At 66.4% G+C, this 21,206-nt stretch carries 17 protein-coding genes; 13 read left to right on the top strand and 4 right to left on the bottom strand.

Going from position 1 to position 21,206, the window contains the following annotated elements; all coding sequences use genetic code 11:
- Positions 1-158 precede the first annotated feature (158 nt).
- The 6 genes from GO592_RS36085 to GO592_RS36060 are packed head-to-tail and all read left to right on the top strand — an operon-like array spanning position 159 to position 6,965.
- Positions 159-1,487 (top strand): KamA family radical SAM protein, encoded by a 1,329-nt coding sequence (locus tag GO592_RS36085; RefSeq protein WP_011599383.1) that lies wholly within the window; start codon positions 159-161, stop codon positions 1,485-1,487.
- A complete protein-coding gene (locus tag GO592_RS36080) occupies positions 1,484-1,852 on the top strand; it encodes a cupin domain-containing protein (protein WP_007299751.1) in 369 nt (122 codons plus the stop codon). The genes GO592_RS36085 and GO592_RS36080 overlap by 4 nt, the downstream gene beginning before the upstream one ends.
- Positions 1,849-2,949, top strand: coding sequence for a MupA/Atu3671 family FMN-dependent luciferase-like monooxygenase (locus tag GO592_RS36075; RefSeq protein WP_237720564.1), 1,101 nt, complete (start codon positions 1,849-1,851; stop codon positions 2,947-2,949). Before GO592_RS36080 ends, GO592_RS36075 begins: the two co-directional genes overlap by 4 nt.
- Positions 2,933-4,276: a lysine N(6)-hydroxylase/L-ornithine N(5)-oxygenase family protein gene (locus tag GO592_RS36070; protein ID WP_039952515.1), complete on the top strand. Its 1,344-nt coding sequence runs from the start codon at positions 2,933-2,935 to the stop codon at positions 4,274-4,276. Before GO592_RS36075 ends, GO592_RS36070 begins: the two co-directional genes overlap by 17 nt.
- Positions 4,273-5,748: a class I tRNA ligase family protein gene (locus tag GO592_RS36065; RefSeq protein WP_007299754.1), complete on the top strand. Its 1,476-nt coding sequence runs from the start codon at positions 4,273-4,275 to the stop codon at positions 5,746-5,748. The genes GO592_RS36070 and GO592_RS36065 overlap by 4 nt, the downstream gene beginning before the upstream one ends.
- The gene (locus tag GO592_RS36060) at positions 5,745-6,965 is read left to right on the top strand and encodes a saccharopine dehydrogenase family protein (protein ID WP_007299755.1); all 1,221 of its coding nucleotides are present in this window, start codon (positions 5,745-5,747) and stop codon (positions 6,963-6,965) included. The genes GO592_RS36065 and GO592_RS36060 overlap by 4 nt, the downstream gene beginning before the upstream one ends.
- On the opposite strand, the gene GO592_RS36055 is transcribed toward GO592_RS36060, so the two are convergent.
- Positions 6,903-7,595 carry a thioesterase II family protein gene (locus tag GO592_RS36055; RefSeq protein WP_081437563.1) on the bottom strand — a complete coding sequence of 231 codons (693 nt, stop codon included), beginning with the start codon at positions 7,593-7,595 and terminating at the stop codon, positions 6,903-6,905. The two genes, GO592_RS36060 and GO592_RS36055, sit on opposite strands and share 63 nt — an antisense overlap.
- A 58-nt stretch (positions 7,596-7,653) precedes the next feature.
- Between GO592_RS36055 and GO592_RS36050 the strand changes: the two genes are divergently transcribed.
- Positions 7,654-8,877 carry an ATP-grasp domain-containing protein gene (locus GO592_RS36050; protein WP_007299757.1) on the top strand — a complete coding sequence of 408 codons (1,224 nt, stop codon included), beginning with the start codon at positions 7,654-7,656 and terminating at the stop codon, positions 8,875-8,877.
- Positions 8,878-10,158 (top strand): GNAT family N-acetyltransferase, encoded by a 1,281-nt coding sequence (locus GO592_RS36045; protein WP_007299758.1) that lies wholly within the window; start codon positions 8,878-8,880, stop codon positions 10,156-10,158.
- Positions 10,159-10,214: 56 nt separating this feature from the next.
- Here GO592_RS36045 and GO592_RS36040 read toward each other — a convergent pair whose 3' ends face one another.
- Entirely contained in the window at positions 10,215-11,708 is a 1,494-nt protein-coding gene (locus GO592_RS36040; protein ID WP_007299759.1) for a wax ester/triacylglycerol synthase family O-acyltransferase, read from the bottom strand.
- A 493-nt stretch (positions 11,709-12,201) separates the two neighbouring features.
- The gene (locus GO592_RS36035; RefSeq protein WP_007299760.1) at positions 12,202-12,696 is read right to left on the bottom strand and encodes an SRPBCC family protein; all 495 of its coding nucleotides are present in this window, start codon (positions 12,694-12,696) and stop codon (positions 12,202-12,204) included.
- 1,274 nt (positions 12,697-13,970) lie between these two features.
- Between GO592_RS36035 and GO592_RS36030 the strand changes: the two genes are divergently transcribed.
- Positions 13,971-14,684, top strand: a complete 714-nt coding sequence (locus tag GO592_RS36030; protein WP_007299761.1) for an LppX_LprAFG lipoprotein — start codon at positions 13,971-13,973, stop codon at positions 14,682-14,684.
- Positions 14,681-16,255 (top strand): MFS transporter, encoded by a 1,575-nt coding sequence (locus GO592_RS36025; RefSeq protein WP_007299762.1) that lies wholly within the window; start codon positions 14,681-14,683, stop codon positions 16,253-16,255. The genes GO592_RS36030 and GO592_RS36025 overlap by 4 nt, the downstream gene beginning before the upstream one ends.
- A 54-nt stretch (positions 16,256-16,309) precedes the next feature.
- On the opposite strand, the gene GO592_RS36020 is transcribed toward GO592_RS36025, so the two are convergent.
- The gene (locus tag GO592_RS36020) at positions 16,310-16,690 is read right to left on the bottom strand and encodes a hypothetical protein (protein ID WP_007299763.1); all 381 of its coding nucleotides are present in this window, start codon (positions 16,688-16,690) and stop codon (positions 16,310-16,312) included.
- 78 nt (positions 16,691-16,768) lie between these two features.
- Here GO592_RS36020 and GO592_RS36015 point away from each other — a divergent pair, with 78 nt between their 5' ends.
- From GO592_RS36015 to GO592_RS36005, 3 genes are all read left to right on the top strand, one after another.
- Positions 16,769-17,020 (top strand): type II toxin-antitoxin system Phd/YefM family antitoxin, encoded by a 252-nt coding sequence (locus GO592_RS36015; RefSeq protein ID WP_005569061.1) that lies wholly within the window; start codon positions 16,769-16,771, stop codon positions 17,018-17,020.
- Positions 17,017-17,277 carry a Txe/YoeB family addiction module toxin gene (locus tag GO592_RS36010; protein ID WP_007299764.1) on the top strand — a complete coding sequence of 87 codons (261 nt, stop codon included), beginning with the start codon at positions 17,017-17,019 and terminating at the stop codon, positions 17,275-17,277. Before GO592_RS36015 ends, GO592_RS36010 begins: the two co-directional genes overlap by 4 nt.
- A gap of 665 nt (positions 17,278-17,942) precedes the next feature.
- Positions 17,943-20,918: a UPF0182 family protein gene (locus GO592_RS36005; RefSeq protein ID WP_202715270.1), complete on the top strand. Its 2,976-nt coding sequence runs from the start codon at positions 17,943-17,945 to the stop codon at positions 20,916-20,918.
- Positions 20,919-21,206 lie beyond the last annotated feature (288 nt).

Raw genomic sequence — 21,206 nt, 5'->3', positions numbered from 1 at the left:
AGGCCGCCGAGGAGTCGGTCTCGAGATGAGGACGAACGACCTGCCACAATCGAACTCGTCGACGGTGTCTCCGTCGAAACCGGGTCCGATCTGTTGGTCGGGCGATCTTGCTCGGAAATGTGTCCAGCAGGCGCGTCGAATGGATCGGGGCAAGCTACATGAAGAACCGAATGCGAACCTTCCGCGGCGTGCAGCTGGCCGACCTTCCGCAGCTTGACCAGTTCACGGAGCAGGAACGGCACGAAATGCGCGTCGTCGCAAACCTATTGCCGTTCAGAGTCAACAACTATGTTCTGGATGAGTTGATCGATTGGTCGTCGGCTCCCGACGACCCAATCTTTCGGATGACTTTTCCGGCCCGAGAAATGGTGCCTCCACGCATATACGATCTGGTGTCGGACGCGCTCTCGAACGGCGTCGACCGGAAGCAGCTGCAAGCAATCGCCCAGAAGTGCCGCCAAGACCTCAACCCGCATCCCTCCGGTCAGCGTGAGCACAATGTGCCACTGCTCGACGGCGAGCCGGTTGCTGGGCTCCAGCACAAGTACCGACAAACGCTTCTGGTATTTCCATCCCAGGGTCAGACGTGTCACTCGTACTGCTCGTACTGCTTTCGTTGGGCACAATTCGTCGGTGATGCGGACCTGAAGTTCGCCGCACCTGGTCCAGGTCGGATGATCGATTACCTCCGTGGCCACCGGGAGGTCACCGACGTGCTGCTCACCGGCGGCGATCCACTGATCATGTCGACTCCGGTCCTGGCCCGGTGGGTCACGCCGCTTCTAGCGCCCGATCTGGAGCACGTGACGAACATCCGCATCGGCACCAAGGCTTTGGTGCAGTGGCCGTACCGCGTCACGTCCGGGCCTGACGCCGACGAGTTGCTGCGGCTGATCGAGGCGTGCACTGCCGCGGGAAAGAGCGTCGCGATCATGCTGCACGTCTCGCACCCACGCGAGCTCGAGAACGAGGCGGCAACGGCCGCAGTAGCGAGGTTGCGTTCCGCGGGGGCCGTAGTCCGAGCGCAGGCGCCGATCATTCGCCACGTGAACGACTCACCTCAGGCGTGGGCAACCATGTGGCGGCACATGGTGCGGCTCGGTATCCAGCCGTACTACACCTTCGTCGAGCGCGATACCGGTGCGAGCTCGTTCTTCGAGGTTCCGCTGGCCCGTGCGCTGACCATTTACCAGGAGGCGCAGCGTGTGGTATCCGGGCTGGCGCGCACTGCTCGCGGCCCCGTCATGTCGGCGACCCCCGGCAAAATCGCTATCGATGGGGAAACGGTCGTGAACGGCGAACGTTTGTTCGTGCTGCGCCTGCTGCAGGCCCGTGACGACGCTCTTGCCGGCACGCTGTTCTTCGCCAGGCACAGCGACAGCGCAGTCTGGATCGACCATTTGACCCCTGCTCTGTCCACGTCATGGCCGTGGGAATCATCTCGCGATCGCATCCAATTCGAACCCATTGAAGGAGTTAGCCGATGACCACAGACTCGGTCACCCAGGGCGTCGCTCACAGTGTCAACGGAAGACTGCCGGAACTGGACTTCGAGAACAGGCCCTCGGGCGCGAAACTCGGAATCTTCGATCTGCCGAAGCTCGAGGTTTCGGTGGCGCCATTCACGCTGGCACACATCCGTGTGCCCGGGGGCGTCACCACCGCCGAGGATCACCATGAGGTGCGCGAGATCTGGCTCGTCCAGTCCGGATCGGGGATTCTGACCCTGGACGGAGTCCGGTCGAGGGTGCGGGCCGGCGACACGCTGTACTACGAGAGCTATCGACGCCACCAACTGCACAACGACGGCGACTCTCCGGTCGAGATCGTGTCGATCTGGTGGCGTCCGTGAACGCCAGGCCGAGCTTGAGCGTGATGTTCTTCTCCGGTTCGGTGCCGGCGGACCGCACTGACCGCTACCGCCTGGTTCACGACGCCGCGGCGGTCGCCGACCGTCTCGGCTACGAGGCGATCTGGTTGCCCGAACGTCATTTCGACGTGTTCGGTGGGCTGTTCCCGAATCCGTCCGTTCTGGCCGCCGCACTTGCGGGCACGACGAAGCGGTGTCACTTGCGCGCCGGGAGCGTCGTTGCGCCGTTACATGATCCGATAAGGATCGCCGAGGAATGGTCGGTGGTGGACAATCTGTCCGGTGGTGGCCGCATCGGGCTGTCGATCGGTTCAGGATGGAATACGAACGACTTCGTATTGGCGCCTGATCGGTACGAGACCCGGGTGGCCCATTCGCGGGACTCCATAGATGAGCTTCGCGCGCTGTGGGCAGGAAGGCGGGTCGCACGGCGCAACGGTTCGGGCCGAACGGTCGAGGTGGCTATCCAACCGGAACCGCTTTCCGGTGAGTTGCCCCTGTGGATGACCGCGTCCGGAAATCCCGACACCTTCACTGCGGCAGGGCGATTGGGAACCAACCTACTTACGCACCTCTTGGGCCAGGACCTGGGCGAGCTGGCGTGCAAGATCAAACTCTACCGTGACGCACGAGCGACCGCGGGCCACGACCCCGACTCTGGCCGGGTCACCCTGATGCTGCATACGCTGGCAACGGCCGACAACGCGCATGCGTGGACGGCAGCTCGCGCGCCGTTGCGGTCGTATCTGCGATCGGCGCTGGAGCTGGAGCTGCGGGCGTCAGCTGGTGGTCGCCGGGTGAGCGGCGGCAGACGAATTGCGGTGCCCGCGTTGTCCGAGGCGGTTGTGGAGGAATTGCTCGACGAACGCACGCGCCGCTTCTTCGATGACGCCAGCTTGCTGGGCGCCGTGCCCAAGTGTCTGGCGATGCTCGAGGCGGTCGCCGCCGCCGGAGTGGACGAGGTTGCGTGCCTCATCGACTTCGGTCCTTCGAGGCAGCTCGTTCTGGACAGCCTGAATCGTCTCGCACCGCTTCTCCACCCCGAAGTCGAGGGAGCTGTCAATGTTGGAACACCTTGATCTGGTTGGTATTGGTGCAGGTCCGTCCAATCTCAGCGTCGCAGCGCTTTCCGCGCCGGTCGGTCGGCTGCGGTGCAAGTTCTTGGACCGGCAACCGACACAACGTTGGTACCCCGGGCTGATGCTGTCCGCCGCGGTGCTGCAGGTTTCGCACCTGAAAGACCTCGTGACCTTGGTCGATCCGACGAGCCGGTACACCTTCCTGAACTTCCTCGCGCGCACGGGGCGGCTCCACCGCTTCGCCAGTTTGCATACCCCGCTGATCGCTCGCCGAGAATACGAGAGCTACCTGCGCTGGGTCAGCGACCAGTTGGATGAGGTGCAGTTCGGGTGTGCGGTCGAGGAAGTGACATTCGACGGGCAGGCGTTCAGGGTGGAATCCACCCGAGGTACGTATGCGGCACAACACCTGTCGATCGGAGTCGGGCCGCGACCGTACGTGCCGGAGCTCGCCACAGGCACGCTCGGTGAGGATGTGTTCCACTCATCTGACTTCGGCTACCACACCGATTCACTCGCCGGCCGCGACGTCGTGGTAGTCGGGGGTGGGCAGAGCGGCGCCGAGGTAGTGGAACACCTTCTGCAGCGTTCGGGCCGGGATGCAGTCGGCTCGCTCACCTGGGCGAGCAGGCGGATCGGGTTCCAGCCGCTCGACGAGTCGCCGTTCACCAACGAGTGGTTCCATCCGGACTATGTTCGGTATTTCCACGGTCTGTCGCAGAGTCGTCGTAGCCAGTTGCTTGACGCCCAGCAGCTCGCCAGCGACGGCATTTCGAAGGGGCTGCTGGAATCGATCTACCGCAGGCTGTACTACAACGATTTCGTCGATTCGGACCGCATCCGGACAACCCTGCTGCCTGGTCGTGAACTGACCGGGCTCTGTCGCGGGCCGGGCGGCAAGGGCTGGCGGACAACCCTGACCCACATCGATACCGGAGAAATCGATTCGGTCGGTGCCGACATCGTGGTCCTCGCCACCGGATACCATTTCCCCCTTCCCGAGTTCCTCCATACCCTCGAGGGTCGCATCGCGCGTACCAATTGCGGCCTGCCCCAGCTTGCAGCCGACTACTCGGTTTCATGGGCGGGCCCAGCCGGAAACAAGATGTTCTTCCTCAACGCCGGAAAGCTCAGTCACGGCATCGCGGATCCCAATCTCAGTCTCGCCTCGTGGCGTGCGGCCACCGTCTTGAACACGATCACCGAGACCCCGTTATATCCCGACCTGCGTAGCTCGACGTGTTCGTGGGACGTCGCGGATCGTGCTGCCACCCATCCGCCGGTGGATTCCGGCGTCGACCTGCTCACGGAAAGTAGCCGACAATGACCCAGCACCTCATCGTGCCGAGCAATCCCACGCCGAACGGGGACCTGCACATCGGGCACATCGCTGGACCGTACATCGGTGCGGACGCACTACGGCGTGCGGCCATCGCCCGGGGTGAAGACGCCGCTGTCCTGCTCGGCACCGCCTGGCAGCAAACGCATGTGCTGTTGGCCGCCCGCCGGCAGGGTCGTGACGTCCTTGCCGTCGCGAGCGAGTTCGCCGCCCAGATCGAGGAGTCCTTCGCCGCAGCAGATATCGGGTACGACGTGATGCTTCGACACGAGGACATGCCGTCGATCGAACAGATGACCCGGCGCGCATGGTCGACGCTACGTGAGCTCGGCATGATCGCGGTGCGGGATTCCGTCGCACACTACTGCTCGCCATGCCGAGCGTGGCGCTTCCAGGGACTCGTTGCCGGTCGCTGCCCGCGTTGCGGGTCGTCTGACGCGTACGGCATCGACTGTGAACAGTGCGGTCTGTACCACGACGACGCCGAACTGCTCGACGCCGTGTGCACCGTGTGCCACGAGCCGACAGAACTTCGGTCCCTGCGCCGTGCGTTCCTCGAGCTGGAACCACAGCGTGCCTGGTTCGAGCAATACCTGGGCAGCATCACACTCTGCGACCCGGTCCGCGAATACGCCGAGTCCGTGATGTCGGAGGCGCTGCCGTCCGTTGCCGTCACGGTCCTCGGCGGACCGGGGATCCCGGCCTTGGACGAGGAGTTGCCAGGTCAGACCATCTACCCGGCATTCGAGTTGGCACCCCGCTATGTCGTCATGACCGCGCGACACAGCGCTGGCAGTGTCTACGAACCCGCACGCACCAGGACCAGCATGGTGTTCGGTGTCGACAACGCGTTCGAGCGAGTATTCCTTTTCCCCGCAGTACTGCGCGGGCTGACCGAAACACACGCTCCCTTTCCGGACGTCATGCACTTGACCTACTTCTACATGCTCGACGGGGCCAAATTCTCCACGTCCCGCCGCCACACCGTCGGCGTCGCAGAACTTGTCGGAGTGGCGGGCGCGGATGCGGCCCGCCTGTACCTCGCTGCGAACCGGCCCGAGCGTTCGCCGACCAACTTCACCCGATCGGCATTCGAGGGGTCGGCAGAGGTCTCCGCGGTACGTCGGCTGCGAGCGTGGGCGGATACCGGCGAGATTCCACGCGCGGAGGAGGACTCTTCCAGAGATCCCTGCATCGAGCTCGAGCACGCCACCTCCGAACTTGCCGATGCGCTGCAGCCCGAGCGCTTGTCCTGCCAGAACGCGGCGCGGGCGGTGCTCACCCTGACCGGGTTGGCCGGAGCATCCCACGGTGACAGGTTCCGGGACGCGGTCCTGAACGTCCTCGTCAATGGGGCAGTGCTTGTCCCGGACACCGCGGCCCGCTTGGCCAGCGCCTTCGCGGTGCCGCGAACACGTTTCGATGGTGCCGCACAGCGCACGAGTGGAGGCCGAGGATGAGCGATCCCGTCAGGTGCGCGCTGATCGGCTGTGGTCCGATGGGCGCCGCCACCGCCCGCGAGTTGGTGCTTTCCTGGCCCCACCATGGGGCGCCGCTGCAGCTGACTCTGGTCGACCGCGACGCGAGACGGCTCCATGCGCTCGCAGCGGCCCTACCGGCATCGGCCGGCGTTGCGGTCGAAGCGCACCACGGCGACGCGGCACACCATCGCACCCGGCAACTACTCGCCGAGCAAACGGTGTTGGCCACCGCCCTGTCGTGGGTCGACGCCGCACCGGCGCTCGATCTCACGCTGGAGCACGGACTTCGGCTGGTGGGTATCGGTCGCCCACCAGCAGATCCACGAACAGAACTGGCTAGTCGCGCATCGGTATCCGGTGCTTCGATCGTTGTCGGCGCCGGTCTCGAGCCCGGTTTGACCGAAATCCTGGCGCGGCGATTGGCACGTGACCTCGATGTGGGCGGAACCGTGCACTCATACTGTGGCGGGGTCCCACGGTCACCGCGACCGCCGATGCATCACGTGTCCTGGTACGGCACGCGCATGACGATCGACGCGCGACCGACCTACCGGCTTCGCGGCGGCGTGCTCCGCCAGGTCGAACGATTCAGTGGAGTCGAAATGGTCGACGTCCCCGGCCTCGGCTCGCTGGAAGCTTTCCACGACGGTCTGGCGCCCTACGTCGGCGCCGATGCCGTGCTCGGCTCGCTGGCCGACTACACGGCCAAAACGCTGCGGTGGCGGGGATATGCCGATCGTGTCCGGCTACTCGCAGAGATTGGCCTGCTGGGGGAGCTGCCGGTCCAGACCGTCGACGGCCCGGTCCGTCCCCGTGCGCTGCTCGACGCCGTACTCGCTCCGCACATTTCCGCTCAGCACGGGGACACCGACGTCACCGTGCTGGCCGTCCAGTCGAGCGGTACTTCGGGTGGAACGCCCTCGAACAGGTCGACCGTGACTATCGCCGAGACCGACCCCGTCACCGGCGTCACCGGTATGGGACGACTGACCGGGGCGGTGCACGCCGCTGCCATTCGGGCAGCATGCGGCCTGGGAGCCGGTGTTCACTACGCCCACGAAGTTCTGGCCGACGGGAAGGCGGATGCACTTCTCGAGCGTTTCCTCGCGACGGGGATATCGGTGACAGAACACTCAGACGCGTGGCTGACGCGATCGCAGCCGGGACACGGCGTCACGGAGGACCGCGATGAGTGAATCCGTCGGATCGCTTGCCGCGAAGTGGCCGCCCGGCAGGATGAGATGGGTATGAGAGGCCGAGGTGGCCGCCGACCACCGACGAACTGCGGCGGCATCGACCACCACATCGTCGATGTAGCTCAGCGCTGTGACCGGTGCGGACACCCGGACACCATCCCACGAGTAGCGTGCGCTGAGCTCGAAATCGGCGCGCAGCAACGGAATCAGCATGTCCTGAACCGAACGGTCGAGTGCGTGCGCGCCCCACGACTGGACCGTGGCCAGCAATTCTGCATCGGTCTGGTGGGTGAGTTCTCCTGCAATTCCAGCGCACTGCGGAGCCTGCCGGGCGGACACCACCAACTCGACGTCGACCGCGTCGTCGGCGAGCAGTCGGGCGGCCTCGAACGCCACCGTCGCCCCGATGCTGTGACCGAAAAGGACGACCTGGGGTTGCTCGAGGGCGAGAATCCTGCCTGCCACGTCCGCCGCGGCCGCGGTGAGCGACGTCGCAAGCGGTTCGTTCATGCGCTCCTCATGACCCGGCCGCGACAACGGCACCACGCGCGCCCCGTCCACAGCGCGCGGCCACCGGCGAAAGAACGACCGGCCGGCACCGGACGGCGGCACGCACACCACCACTGCCATGCACACTCCGAACAACGACAAGGGGACTAGCAATATGGTACGTCGAACGATCGTCTTCATGGGCACTCGGCGAGTCCCTCTGGAAGTGCAGGCGGCATTGCTCTCCGCACACGCTGCCGGGTATCGAGTTGCCCTGGTCACGGGGTCGGTTCCGCCGATGTGCAAGAACCTGGTCGACGATGTCGAAATCGTCGACATCTTCGACCGCCCAGCCGCCCTGCGGGCAGCCATGGCACTCGCGAGCCGCAGCGGGGCAGAGGGCGTCGTGTCCTGGACGGACATCGGTGTCGAGCTGGCCGCCGCGTTGGCAGAGCGAAGCGGATGGCCGGGTCCTGGCACCGAGGCAGCGCACCGGGCTCGCAACAAGCACTCGATGAGGTCCGCGATGGCCGATCAGCCGCAATTCATTCCACGGTTTCGACATGTTCGTTCCCTGTCGGACCTGCAGTCGGCTTACGAGGAGATCGGCACACCTGCGGTGCTCAAGCCGGCGGGTGGCAGTGGCAGCAGGTCCATTCTTCACGTCGAGGACGGCGCCGACCTCGCCGCGTTGTACGCGCACGCCTCCCGGCTGACCAGCACGGACATTTCTCCGTTGTTTGCCGACTACGACGGCGAATTCGTCTACGAGGAGCGGTTGGGCGGCACCGAGCACAGTGTCGAGGGCCTGGTCAGTGACGGGAAAGTGCACATCGCTGGGATCACGGACAAATGGGTGACCGAGCCGTACTACGTCGAGTACGAACAGGTGCACCCCACCGCTCTGCCGGCAGCCGTGCAGCGCAGCGTGCACGAACTCACCGAGGCCGTGGTCAAGGCGATCGGCCTGAACTGGTGCGCGTTCCATCTCGAATGTCGCGTCCTTCCCGACGGGAGTGCCAAGCTGCTCGAGGTCGCCGCCCGGCCGGCCGGTGGTTACATCACCTCCCACCTGATTCCGTTCGCCACCGGAATTCCCTTCCACGAAAACCTCGTTCGAGTGGCAACCGGGCAACAGCCCGACATGATTCCGACGCGGAATCGGTACGCGGGCAGCCGCGGCGTACTCAGCCCGGCACGGGGCCGATTCGCGGGCTTCGACGGTCTGGCCGATGTTCTCGACCTGTTTGGAATCGAGCACTTCGTCTTCGAGCGTGAAATCGGTGGGAACATCATGCTCCCGCCCGGCGACACATTGAGCGCCGTACTCGGTTACGCGATCGCCCGATCCGTCAGCTACGACGATGTCCGCGACGTTCTACGGCGCGCAGTGGCGCTGTCCCGGCCGCGAGTGGAGACCTAGATGCGCGCCAACGGATTACCGCCGGTCGAGCGGATCGAGCTCGGTGCCGGCTTGACCGGGCGGGTAGTCGCCACGGTCGACCTACTCGTGCAGGAGGGTTTGGCAGCGCTGAACGGGGAGGCGGCGTGGACCTCGCCTGAATGGTGGCGCTTTGTGGAGGCCGATCCCGACCACGAATCGCTGTACCTGGTCATCGACGGCGCGGACAACCGACCGGTCGCCGTAGCACCGGCGTTGATCATTCGGGACACCCGAGGTCTGCTGTTCTACAACGGTCCGCGGATCATCGGTGACCTGTCCGCGATCGGCTCGGTCTCCCATCTCGCGCTCGACGAACAGGAAGCGCTGCCCTGGTTGACCGCTGGGGTCGAGGCGGCGCGGCCGGCCCTCTACCCGTCGCTGACGGTCGGCACATTCGGATCGAACCTCGGATTGCGGCCCTTCGCACCCGATCGCACGACGCTCCCCGTTTCAACTGTCGTCCCGGCGCTGGCCAGACTGGCAGAGGTCGTCGCCGAACTCCTCGGCTGCCGAAGCCATGCACTGCTGTATCTCGATCCGGAGGAGGACGCGGCTTTGGCGTCGGACGCCAGCGCCGCCGGCCTCTGCCGTTCGGTGTTCGGCGGTGAAGGCGTCCTCGACGTGCCAGACGGGCACTTCGACGACTACCTCTCGATGCTGCCCAGTTCGCGGCGGAGGACCATCCGTCGCGAAATCCGAGCATACGCCGAGTTCGGTGCCCGAACCGAAGTCGACTACGGCTCAGGGGCGCTCACCGACGACCATGTCCGATTGCGGTCGGCCTTGCGGGAAAAATATGGTCACACGGCCGGACGAACGTGGGCGCGTAAGGAATTCGACACCCTCCGCGACACCCTAGGCGAGAGGCTTGTCGTGTTCAGCGCCCGCGGGACCGAACAGATCCTCGGATACCTGATGGCCTTCCGATACGGCGATGTGCTGTATACGCGTGCCGCCGGCTTCGACTACGAGGCATCTTCAGGTGCCTACTGCTACTTCAACGTCGTCTACTACGACGTCATCAAATGGGCCCAGCGCAATGGCGTGCGTCGAATACATTACGGACTCGGAACCACGGCTGCGAAGGCCTGGCGAGGATGCACGCTGCGGCCGCGCTGGGCCTACTTCGGCCTCGGGCCCGACGCTGCGCCAGACGCGACCGAAATGATCGCAATCCAGAACGCAACAGCTTCACGGTTGCTTGCCAGCCTAGGGGCAGAGTTGGAGTACGGGAGCACTGCAGGCGTGAAGGCGGAATGAGACCCTACTTTTCACGAATTCGGGTTGGGAAATGGCGGCGCCGATGATGTGAGGGGTTACCTCGACTCCGGGGGACAGCCGGGGCGCAGGTATCGGACGTTGCGGGTGCACGCGGTCAGTTCGGAGAGGGCCTGGTGTAGTTGGCCGGTGACGTCCCACACATCGGGGACGAGGTTTCGGCAGGTGATGATGCCGACGTCGAGGTGCCGGCCGTAGGACATGGCGGCGATGGTGATGCCGCCGGTCATGTCGCTGACGGCGGAGACGGGGAAGTTCCCGGTTACCTCGATGCCCGCGGTGTACAGCGGCCGAGCAGGGCCGGCGGCGTGGGAGATGATCAGGTTGACCGGTGGCGTGGGCAGGGTCAGTGCCCGCAGCGGTGTGCGTGAGATCGGGCCGCGCAGTGCTCGCGGCAGCGCGGCGCCGACGTCGCGGACGAGGGTGGCGGGTGCGGCGCGGAAACGTTGGGGTGCCGCCGTGAGCGAGGTGTGCACCTTGTGCAGGCGGCGGGCCGGGTCGGCTTCGTTGATCGGAAGGGCGATGGGCAGGAGGGAGAGTCGATGGTCGGCGGCCGCGAACTGTGCGTCGGTGCGCCGCGCGATCGGCATGGCCGCGGCCAGCGCCGTGTTTGGCGGGGCATCGTGGTCGATGAGCCAGCGACGCAGCACGGTGGTGCACAGCGCCGTCACCACGTCGTCGACGGTGAACCCCAGCGCGGTCCTGACCGCATCGACCTCGCCGAGTGGCAGCGAGGTGAACGCGAACCGTCGGCGCGCGGTGTCGGGGCCGGGGAATGGGGTGTCGGGCGGTGCCGGTGCCCCGGCCGTCGCCTCGTCGGCCGGCCGCCGCCATGTGCGCGGGGTCAGCCTCCGGGCGAGTGTGCCCAGCAGGTCCGCGCCGGGGACGGTGAGGGTGCGGGCGAGCTCGGGCAGGTGTGGTGCCAGCCGGAGCGAGGACCACATCAGCCGTGCGGGCAACAGTGCGAGATGCCAGGCGCTGTTGCCGAGCATCCCCAGGGCGCCGGCCGCCTGGTACTGCTCGTCGCTGAGCCGGTGCGGCACCGTGCGGGGTCGCGGGGTGGTGTCCATCAGCACGGCGAGGGCCTGCGCCGCGGTCAGACCGTCGATCACCGCGGGGTGCACCTTGGTGTAGATCGCCTGCCGGCCACCGGTGAGCCCGTTCACCAGGTAGCACTCCCACAGGGGCCGGTCGCGGCTCAGTGGACGTGCCGCGAGACCGGAAATCTGCTCGGCGAGCTGTTCGTCGGTGCCGGGACCGGTCAGGGTGACCTCCCGGATGTGATAGCCGAGGTCGAGGAACTCGGAGTCCACCCAGTAGGGCCGGTCGAGCCCGAGAGGTACCTGCTGTAGCCGCCACCGCAGTGGCCCCACCAGGTGTAATCGGCCATCGGCGAGCGCCCGGAGGGCCTGCACCGTGAGCCCGCCACCCGGTGTGGTGGGGCCGAGGACACTCAGGATCCCGACATGGGTGCAGGTGGTGGATGTCTCGGCGTCGAGGAACTGCGCATCGAGTGAACTGAGCTGGTGCATAAGGTTTTTACCTGGATTGGGTGAGCCAACGTGCTGGGCGAGCCCACAAGGCGTCACCCCAACGCTACGCCGCGGCGCGCCCCCCGTGGTGCCCGAGCAATTCGTTGACCGAATCCGCGCTGAGCTTCGCTCGACAATTTCGAATTGGCGCACACCGAGATTCGAATTGCGCCGCCGGTGCGGCCGCACGCGGGCAACAGCGAGGGTTCGTGCGGACCTCCCGGCGTGTCCGGACACCAGAGAACTCGGCGATCGCACCGTGGATGCGCGATTCCGGCGACCCGGGGGTCCTGCGCGGCGGGCAGGACGGAGCGGTCCGACGTGGAGAAGTCGCTGGGGCCCGCGCCTCGATTTGCCGGCTACGCTTCAGCGTCCCCGTGGCGGTCGAGGTCTGGCGCGCCACCGCGGCGTGGGGACAGTGGCGGCGCGCTGCTGGGGCCGCAGTTGATCAAGGTCGCGGGGTGTTTGTGCGCTGAAGTGCTCGGCGGCGCGTTCATCCGGTCGCGGCGCTTCCCGGGTCCCAGGGGTGGGTCGTGCGGATGTCGGCATTGAAGTCCTCGATCCGGCGTCGCAGGTTCAATTCGGTGTAGCCGATGGCTTGGGCGGCGAAGGGTTCGAAGAGTCGACCGAGGGCCTTTCCGGTCAGCCCGGTGGGGAGTTGGTAGCTGAAGTCCACGGTCAGTCGGGTCTCGGTGATCCCGACGGCGGTGAAGCGCCAAGTCGAGGTGTTCTTGAAGCCCTCGATCGAGTCGAGGGCGATCAGTCGGTTTCTTTCCCAGGCAGTGATCGTGAGGATCGAGTGGAGGGTTTTGAAGCCGACCTGCATGGCGGCGTCGAACGTGGCGCCGAGGCCGTGGTCCAGGGTGCCCGTGGGATCGAATCGCGAGATGCCGAACACCCAGGTGGGGACGTTGCGGTAGTTGCCGATGAAGTCGAACGCGACGTCGATGGGCACGGTGGCGATCGCGCTGTGGTGGGTATGCATCATTTGTTCGCCTTTCGGTGTTGTTGCACCGAAACCGGGGCTCGTAGTGACCCGCGTATCGACTGTTCGATCGTTCGGCTGTCTCCTGAACGCCTCTTCCGGGCACAGCTCCACAAGGACCGTGGTCTACCCGATCGGCACCTCCAACGTCAGTGACTGTTCGCCGCATCGGTGGGCCCGCTGGAAACCGTTGCTCAGTCGTCGATGGGGGCGCTCGGGGCGGCACCGTTCGGTGTTCGCACATCCTTGGCCGACTCATGGCCTGGGCCGGCCCAACACCGCTCCGCGCCGTCGGGCTAACTTGTCAACCTCAAACATACTCAAGGTATGTTATAAGCGCAATAAAGGACTGTGGGTTTCTTGGCCCACCTGAGTCGCGGCCTGACCGCCAGGCAATATGCAGATGGATCCAGGGGCTGAGATCGGACTCCCGGTACAACCGGACCGCGCGCTCCCGCGGCTCCGGCGGATACTTTCCTCGTTCCCACAGTGACGTCCTTCCTCCATCTACCCAGGATCAAACCTGGTTCGGAAGTCTCCGGAGAAACGGGGGAGGCTCAGGGTTGCAACGAACGGCTGACCCGGCCGGGTGGCTACCACGATGCGTGGTGTGCGCACTGCCGGGTTGGTGGAAATCGTGATCATGTGGCGGAGGTGAACCTCGCCAAACGTGCATTGTTGGGGCGCGGCGCCGCCGTCCGCACCCGTGGCACGAAACCGGAGATCCGGAGGGTCGAGCATGCCCCGGTGCGCAAGTGCCGGGACAAGACCGGTCCCACCCGGCTCGGCCGCGGCATCGCCGTGTCCGCCGCAGTGTTCCTACCGCGACACCCCGGGGTGGGGGTGACACGATCAAGTACCCGTCCTGCATCACAAGCGTCGGTGTGGGACACGGTCGAACCAGCAGCACCGCACGGTGTTACGGGTAGCCGTGAAGCACGTACATCTTCACCGCCTGCCACCCCGGTGGCAGAAAGTATGAGATTTACGTAGACGCTAGAGGGCGGTAAACAGTGGTAGAGAGCAGACGGTTCCTGTGGCAGGGGCGAAGGGAAACTGCGATCACCCGCGCATGTGGAAGCGCCAGAACCCACAAGGTCACCGAACGCGCCCCGCGCCGAGACCGTCAAGTGCGTCGTACCGAGATTTGCGCAACGCCGGCCATTTCGGCGCACCTGCCGTGCCCGGTGATTCGGTGGCCGCCCGGCGTTCCCGCAACGACACCGGTTCTGGCCGCAAGCCGGGCGTTTTCGGAGCCGGCGTCCTACGATGCGGGCATGCTCACCCGCCGTATCTTCCTCTGGACCCTCGCGTTCAGCGTGGCGGTAGTTGCCGGCTGCAGCACCGACACCAATCCGGGAGGGAGCGCGAACCTGCCGGACGCGGCCGGGCTGCTCGCCGAGTCGGCGTCCGCCCTCCGCGATATCAAGAGCGCACACTTCACGATGACCGTCAACGGCTCGATTCCGGGCATCAGCGTGCAGACCGCCGAGGGCGATCTGACCAGGGAGGGCGGTCCGGCCGGTGGCGCGAAGGGCACGGTGAAGCTGACCCTGGCCGGCCAGCTGATCGAAGGTGAATTCGTGCTGGTCGACGACTCGCTGTACCTGAGGGGCCCGACCGGCACCTTTCAGCGGTATCCGTCCTCGCTCACCTCCGAGTACTACGACCCGACCGCCATTCTCGACCCGGACCGGGGCTTCGCGAAGGTGCTGACCAGCATCACGGATGCGAAGACCGAGGCGAGGGAAAAGGTTGACGGGACACCGGCGTACAAGATCACCGGACGGGCGGACAAGGATGCGGTGGGCAACATCGTTCCCGGGGTCGAGTCCGAGGTGGACATCACGGTGTGGCTTGACGAGGACGGCACGCACCTCCCGATCAGAGCGCTGGTCACGTTCCCGAAGCCGGCCGGCGCAGACGCCCCGACCGTCGACGTGGTGGTGTCCGAGCTGGACAAGCCCGTGACGGTGACACCCCCGCCGTGAGTGTCGAGCTGATCCCGGGGCGGAGCAGGACCGTCGCCATCGGCGCCGCGGCGCTCGCCGTGCTGCTCGGCGCGCTGGACACCTACGTCCTGGTGAGCATGATCCGGCAGATCATGGACGACCTGCTGATCCCGGTGAACCGACTGGAGCGGGTGACCCCGATCGTCACCGGGTACCTGCTCGGCTACATTGCCGCGATGCCGCTGCTCGGCCAGGCATCGGACCGGTTCGGCCGCAAGCTAGTGCTGCAGAGCTGCCTCGCCGGGTTCCTGGTCGGCTCGGTGGTCACCGCGCTCGCCGACGACCTGCCCATGCTCGTTGCCGGGCGGGTCGTTCAGGGTGTCGCAAGTGGAGCGTTGCTGCCAGTGACCATGGCGCTTGCCGCCGACCTGTGGGCAACCCACAAGCGGTCGAACGTGCTCGGCGCGGTGGGTGCCGTGCAGGAGCTGGGCAGCGTGCTGGGCCCGCTATACGGAGTGGCGATCGCAGGTCTTGCCGTGTGGTCAAGCGCGTTCGGCATCGCCGGCTGGCGCGGCGTGTTCTGGATGAACGTACCGCTCGGCGTGCTTGCCATGATCGCGGTGCAGGTTTCGGTGTCGCGCCGCGATCCGGCGCACGAACCCGTCCGGGTGGATGTGGTCGGGGGGCTGCTGCTCGCGGTCGCCCTTGGGCTGGCCGTCGTCGGCCTGTACAACCCGGACCCGCGCACCGCCGTGCTGCCACCGTGGGGCGGGCCGATGCTGGTCGGGGTCGGTGTCGCGACCGTCGCCTTCGTCGGCTGGGAGCTGCGTGCCAAGACCCGGCTGATCGACCCGGTCGACGTGCAGATGGGCGCGTTCCTCGCCGCGCTCGGGGTATCCGGTGCGGCAGGCGTCGCGCTGATGGTGACCCTGGTGGACGTCGACCTGTTCGCCCAGTCGCTGCTCGATCGGGACGACCGGGGAGCGGTCATACTGCTGCTGCGGTTCCTGGCCGCGCTCCCGGTCGGCGCGTTGCTCGGTGGGCTGCTGGCGGCACGGTTGGGCGACAGGGTGGTCGCGGCGGTCGGCATGCTGCTGGCCGCGGCGGGTTACTTCCGGATGGCCCGGTGGCCGATGGACGTGCTATCCGTGCCGTACCAGGTCGGGCCGATTGCGGTGCCCCGGCTGGACACCGACCTGGCCGTCGCTGGGCTAGGGCTCGGCCTGGTGATCGCGCCGCTCTCCGTTGCGGTGCTCCGCGCCGTGTCGCCCATCCAGCACGGGATCGCCTCTGCCGGTGTGGTGGTCGCGCGGATGACCGGGATGCTCGTCGGGGTTGCCGCGTTATCCGCGTGGGGGCTGCACCGCTTCCACAGCCTGACTGCGAACCTGCAGGTGCCGTTCCCCGTCGGCAAACCTCCCGAGCAGGCGGCGAGGGAGCTGGCCGAGTACACCGGGGCAGTCGACCGTGCTCTGGTTACCGAGTACACCGGGATATTTCTGATCACGTCGGTGGTGTGCGCGGCGGGAGCGCTGCTGGCATTGTTCCTCGGCCGCCACCCAGCCAAGGCTTCGGACTCCGCCGAGAACAGCATCACCAAGCGGACATGACCCCGTCGAATGGCGACCTGACCGAGTACAAACACACTCCGTCCTCGGTCCTCACTACAGCCTGGCGCTCACGGTCGCCGCGTCCGCGTCCGGGATGGAGTCCGGGACCGGAAGACCGACGATGCGGGCGAGTTCCGCATTCGTCGGATTGCGCAGCACCTTCTCGCCGTGCCAGATCACGACGGGAGTGTCCTCGGGGGCGACGTCCAGGCTGCGCAGCAGCTGCTCCGCCCATTTGTCCCGCTGCGGGTCCTCACTCTCGGATTTTTCGATCCGGATGGGCGTCGGCCAGGGATCGCTGCGCAGCCCCGCACCGGTTGGTGGACGCGGTCGGTCCCGGGTCCGGATGAGTCGCTCGCCGGAGCGGCGGGGGATCGGCGGGCGGTGAGGGGATGCGGACCGCGGGGTGAATTTTCGTTCTCGAGCTCGCACCACGGTGGGGCGTCCCCTTGGATTGCGGAAGCATGTCGGGTTGCGTACAATTTCTTGTACGTAATGACTGGAGGTGTGCTCATGCGAACCATGACCTACTCGGAGTCTCGCGCGCGGTACGCCGAGGTCCTCAACGCCGTCGTCGATGACCGGGAAGAAATCGTCATCACGCGGGCGGGTCACGAGCCGGTGGTGATGGTTTCGCTCGACGACTATGAGTCGTTGAAGGAAACGGCATACTTGCTCAGGAGTCCGGAGAACGCCCGCCGGCTGTTGGCGTCGATCGATCGGTTGGAGTCCGGCGGGGGAACTGTCCGGGATCTGGCTGAGTGAAACTTGTCTGGGACGAGTCTGCGTGGGAGGACTACGTCTGGTGGCAGGCGCAGGATCGGAAGATCGTCAAGCGGATCAACACATTACTCAAGGATGTCGAACGCAACGGGAACGACGGAATCGGCAAGCCAGAGCCCCTCAAGGACGGTTTTCAGGGCTACTGGTCCCGGCGTATCACCGATGAGCACCGGCTGGTTTATAAGATTGTCGATGATCAGATCCGCATTGCTGCCTGCCGTTACCACTTCGGACACTGATCGCGCTCACCACGGCGCGGCGGCTGGGCTTGTCGACAACGACTGCGGAATGGTTCTAGTCCAGTGGGCATGACGCTCCGACTGTCCGCGTTTCGGGAGGGCGCGTAGTAGGCAGGATTGGTGGTTGAGGTGTGGCCGACCCGCCGAGTTGGGGGACGTCTTGGTGGCTGGGCTGGACGCCCTGACCGACCGCGGCCTGCTGGCCCGTCGGACCGATCGGCAGCGTCTGCTGACGATCGGCTTCGACGACCTTTGGGGAATCCTGCACCACGCGAATCGCTGCACGGGCCATCACCTCAGCCGGCGAACGGCCTCCCCGCACCGACGCCCTCGCTGCAGCCAGCCGATGCGCATGGACGGCGTGTTTCGGCCGGCGAGTGGCAGGGTGCCCTTGACGGCCGTTTCCACGGTTCTGCCGATCACGGTCACCGCGATGACTCGCAGGAGCAATGTGTCACCGGCCGAGGAGGAACCGGCGACGAGCCGCGCCCTCGAACCCGGCGGCGCTCCACTCGCGGGTCCACTTCGCCCAATCCGGTGCCGAGTGCGCGCCGGCCAGGATGAGCCCGGCGCCGCCTAGAATTGGGTGATACGAACGCCTTCGCTGGATCGGGCGAGGTGGTCCGCGGCGGGGCTGCTCGTGAGCCGACCCGTGGGAGGTGGCCATGCAACCGTCCGACCGGATGCGGGCGCTGCCGCGGCGGGCCCGGGTCATGATCATGGTGACGGTGGCGCTCATTGCGTTGCTGGTGATCGGGCCGCGTCTGGTCGTGGGGTATACCGATTGGCTGTGGTTCGGTGAGGTTGGTTACCGTCGCGTGTGGGGGACGGTCCTGGTCACCCGCCTGATCCTGTTCACGGCGGTGACGCTGCTGGTGGGTGCGGTGATCTTCGCGGCCGTGGTGTGGGCGTACCGGTCCCGCCCACTGTTCGCGGCCTCGGGCGCGAACACGGCGAAGGACCCGGTCGAGCGGTACCGGGAGGTGGTGTCGCGCCGTCCGCGGTCGTTCACGGTGGGGATCGCATTGCTGCTGGCGCTGCCGTTCGGGCTGCACGCGCAGGCGAGTTGGGAGACGGTGCAACTGTTCTTGCATGGCGGCGCGTTTGGCACCGTGGACGCGGAGTTCGGGTACGACATCGGCTTCTACGTCTTCGATCTGCCGTTCTACCGGCTGATCCTGGCGTGGCTGTTCATCGCGGTGTTCCTGGCGTTGTTGATTGGGCTGGGAACCCACTACCTGTTCGGCGGCATCCGGCTGGCACCGAGCAAGGACCACGTCATCGAGGTGTCCCGGCCGGCGCGCGTCCAGCTTGCGGTGTTCGCGGGCACGTTCATCGCGCTGAAGGCGGCGTCCTACTGGCTTGACCGGTACTCCTTGTTGTGGAGCGGCCGGAAGGAGCCGACTTTCACCGGCGCCGGGTACACCGACATCAACGCGGTGCTGCCGGCCCGGTTGATCATGGTCGCGATCGCGGTGCTGTGCGCGGTGGCGTTCTTCGTCGCGATCGCGGTGCGGGACCTGCGGATCCCGGCGATGGCGACGGCACTGCTGGTGCTCTCGGCGATCCTGGTCGGTGGAATCTATCCGGCGCTGATCGAGCAGTTTTCGGTCCGTCCGAATGCCGCCGACCGGGAGAGTCCCTACATCGAACGCAACATCGCCGCGACCCGGCAGGCGTACGGACTCGGCCCGGACCGGGTCGACTACCTCGACTACCCCGGGGTGGGCACCCGGTCGCCCCGGGACATTCCCGCCGACGTCACCACGATCGCCAACGCCCGCCTGCTGGACCCGACCGTGCTCTCGCGCACCTTCACCCAGCAGCAACAGCTGAAGAATTTCTACGGCTTCCCCGAGCACCTCAACATCGATCGCTACACCATCGACGGACAACTCGCAGACTACATCGTCGCGGCCCGCGAGCTCTCCCCGAACAGCCTCAGCGGCAACCAGACCCAGTGGATCAACCGGCACACCGTTTACACCCACGGCAACGGGTTCATCGCCGCTCCCGCCAATAGGGTCAACGCCGCCGTCCGCGATGTCGCCGGGCAGAGCGCGAGCAGTGACAGTGGGTATCCGATCTATGCGGTCAGCGATATCGCCTCCCAGGTGGGCGGCGACCAGGTGATCCCGGTCGAGCAACCGCGCATCTACTTCGGTGAGGTGATCGCGCAGGCGGACCCGGACTACTCCATCGTCGGCGGCCCGGAGGGTGTGCCGCCGCGCGAGTACGACACCGACACCGCCCAGTACACCTATACGGGCACCGGTGGGGTGCCGGTGGGCAGTTGGGTCAACCGGTTGGCGTTCGCCGCCCGGTACGGCGAGCGAAACATCTTGTTCTCCGGCGCCATCGGGTCCGAGTCGAAGATCATCTTCAACCGGGACCCGGCCGCCCGGGTTGAACACGTCGCCCCGTGGCTGACCACCGACTCCAACCCGTATCCGGCGGTGGTCGGCGGCCGGATCGTGTGGATTGTCGACGGCTACACCACCGCCGCGCACTACCCGTACTCGCAGGTCGGTTCACTCGCTGAGCCGGTCGTGAACGACACCGGCCGAACCCTGGCCCGCGAGGAGGTGTCCTATGTGCGGAATTCGGTGAAGGCTACCGTCGACGCCTACGACGGCACCGTCACCCTCTACCAGGTCGACGAGAACGACCCGGTCCTGGGGGCGTGGATGAAGGTGTTCCCCGGCACCGTGCAGCCGCCGACGGCGATCCCGACCGAGCTGCGCGCGCACTTCCGCTACCCCGAGGATTTGTTCCGCCTGCAGCGGGACCTGCTGGCGAAGTATCACGTCGATGATCCGCGGGAGTTCTTCACTACCAACGCGTTCTGGTCGGTGCCCAGCGATCCGACCGCAGACACCGGTGGGGAGCAGCCGCCGTACTACGTCCTGGTCGGCGACGCCGGCACCGCGGCCCCGTCCTTCCGGCTCACCAGCGCCATGGTCGGCTTCAACCGCGAATTCCTCTCCGCCTACCTCTCGGTGCACTCCGACCCCGAAAACTACGGCAGGATCGATATTCTGCGGTTGCCGACGGATACCCAGACCCAGGGCCCGCGGCAGACCCAGAACTCGATGATCTCCGACACCCGCGTCGCCTCCGAGCGCACCCTGCTCGAGCGGTCCAACCGGATCTACTACGCCAACCTGCTGACCCTGCCGATCGCCGACGGCGGCATCCTCTATGTCGAACCGGTGTTCACCGAACGTTTGACCAGCACGCCCAACAGTTCCACGTTCCCGCAGCTGGCCCGGGTCCTGGTCAGCTACCGCGAACCCGGCACCGGCGGGGTGCGGATCGGGTACGCCCCCACCCTCGCCGAGGCCCTCGACCAGGTCTTCGGCACCGGCACCGGCGCCGTTGCCACCGCACCCGGCGGCGACGCCACCACACCACCACCTACCGGCGGGCAACCGCCGGCGCCGCCCCCACCGGGCGCCCCGCCCGCCCCGCCGCCGGCGACATCGGACCAGCTGACCGCCGCGGTCCTCGAACTCAACAACGCCCTGGCCAATCTGCGCGAGGCGCAACACACCGGCGACTTCACCACCTACGGCGCGGCCCTGGACCGCCTGCAACAGGCCATCGACACCTACCTGGCCGCGGGCGGCACCCCGCACTGACCCATCCCCTCCACGCGATCCGCGCAATGACGTTGTCCCGTATGGAAAATTGCGGATTCGGGCTGTAGACCGGCCAGGACCACCCGCCAGCCGCGCACGCGTTCACCATCGCCGTCTCTCCCCTCGAACTGATCAAGATCGACGGCGGCGAACTCTCTGCCGATCCTCGGTCTGGTTTCGCTCCCGCTCGTCGGGTAGCGACCCATCCTTGTGTCGTTACTCGGCGGCCCGCCGCCTACGCCCGCGTGTCCCGTATCCGCCAGAAGGACGTCCCGGTGTGACCAGCAC

This window comes from Rhodococcus sp. 21391, from assembly GCF_016772255.1.
In the GTDB taxonomy this organism is placed as follows: domain Bacteria; phylum Actinomycetota; class Actinomycetes; order Mycobacteriales; family Mycobacteriaceae; genus Rhodococcus_F; species Rhodococcus_F opacus.
Note: the sequence above shows the minus strand (reverse complement) of the source record. Positions and strands in the feature narration are given on the sequence as shown.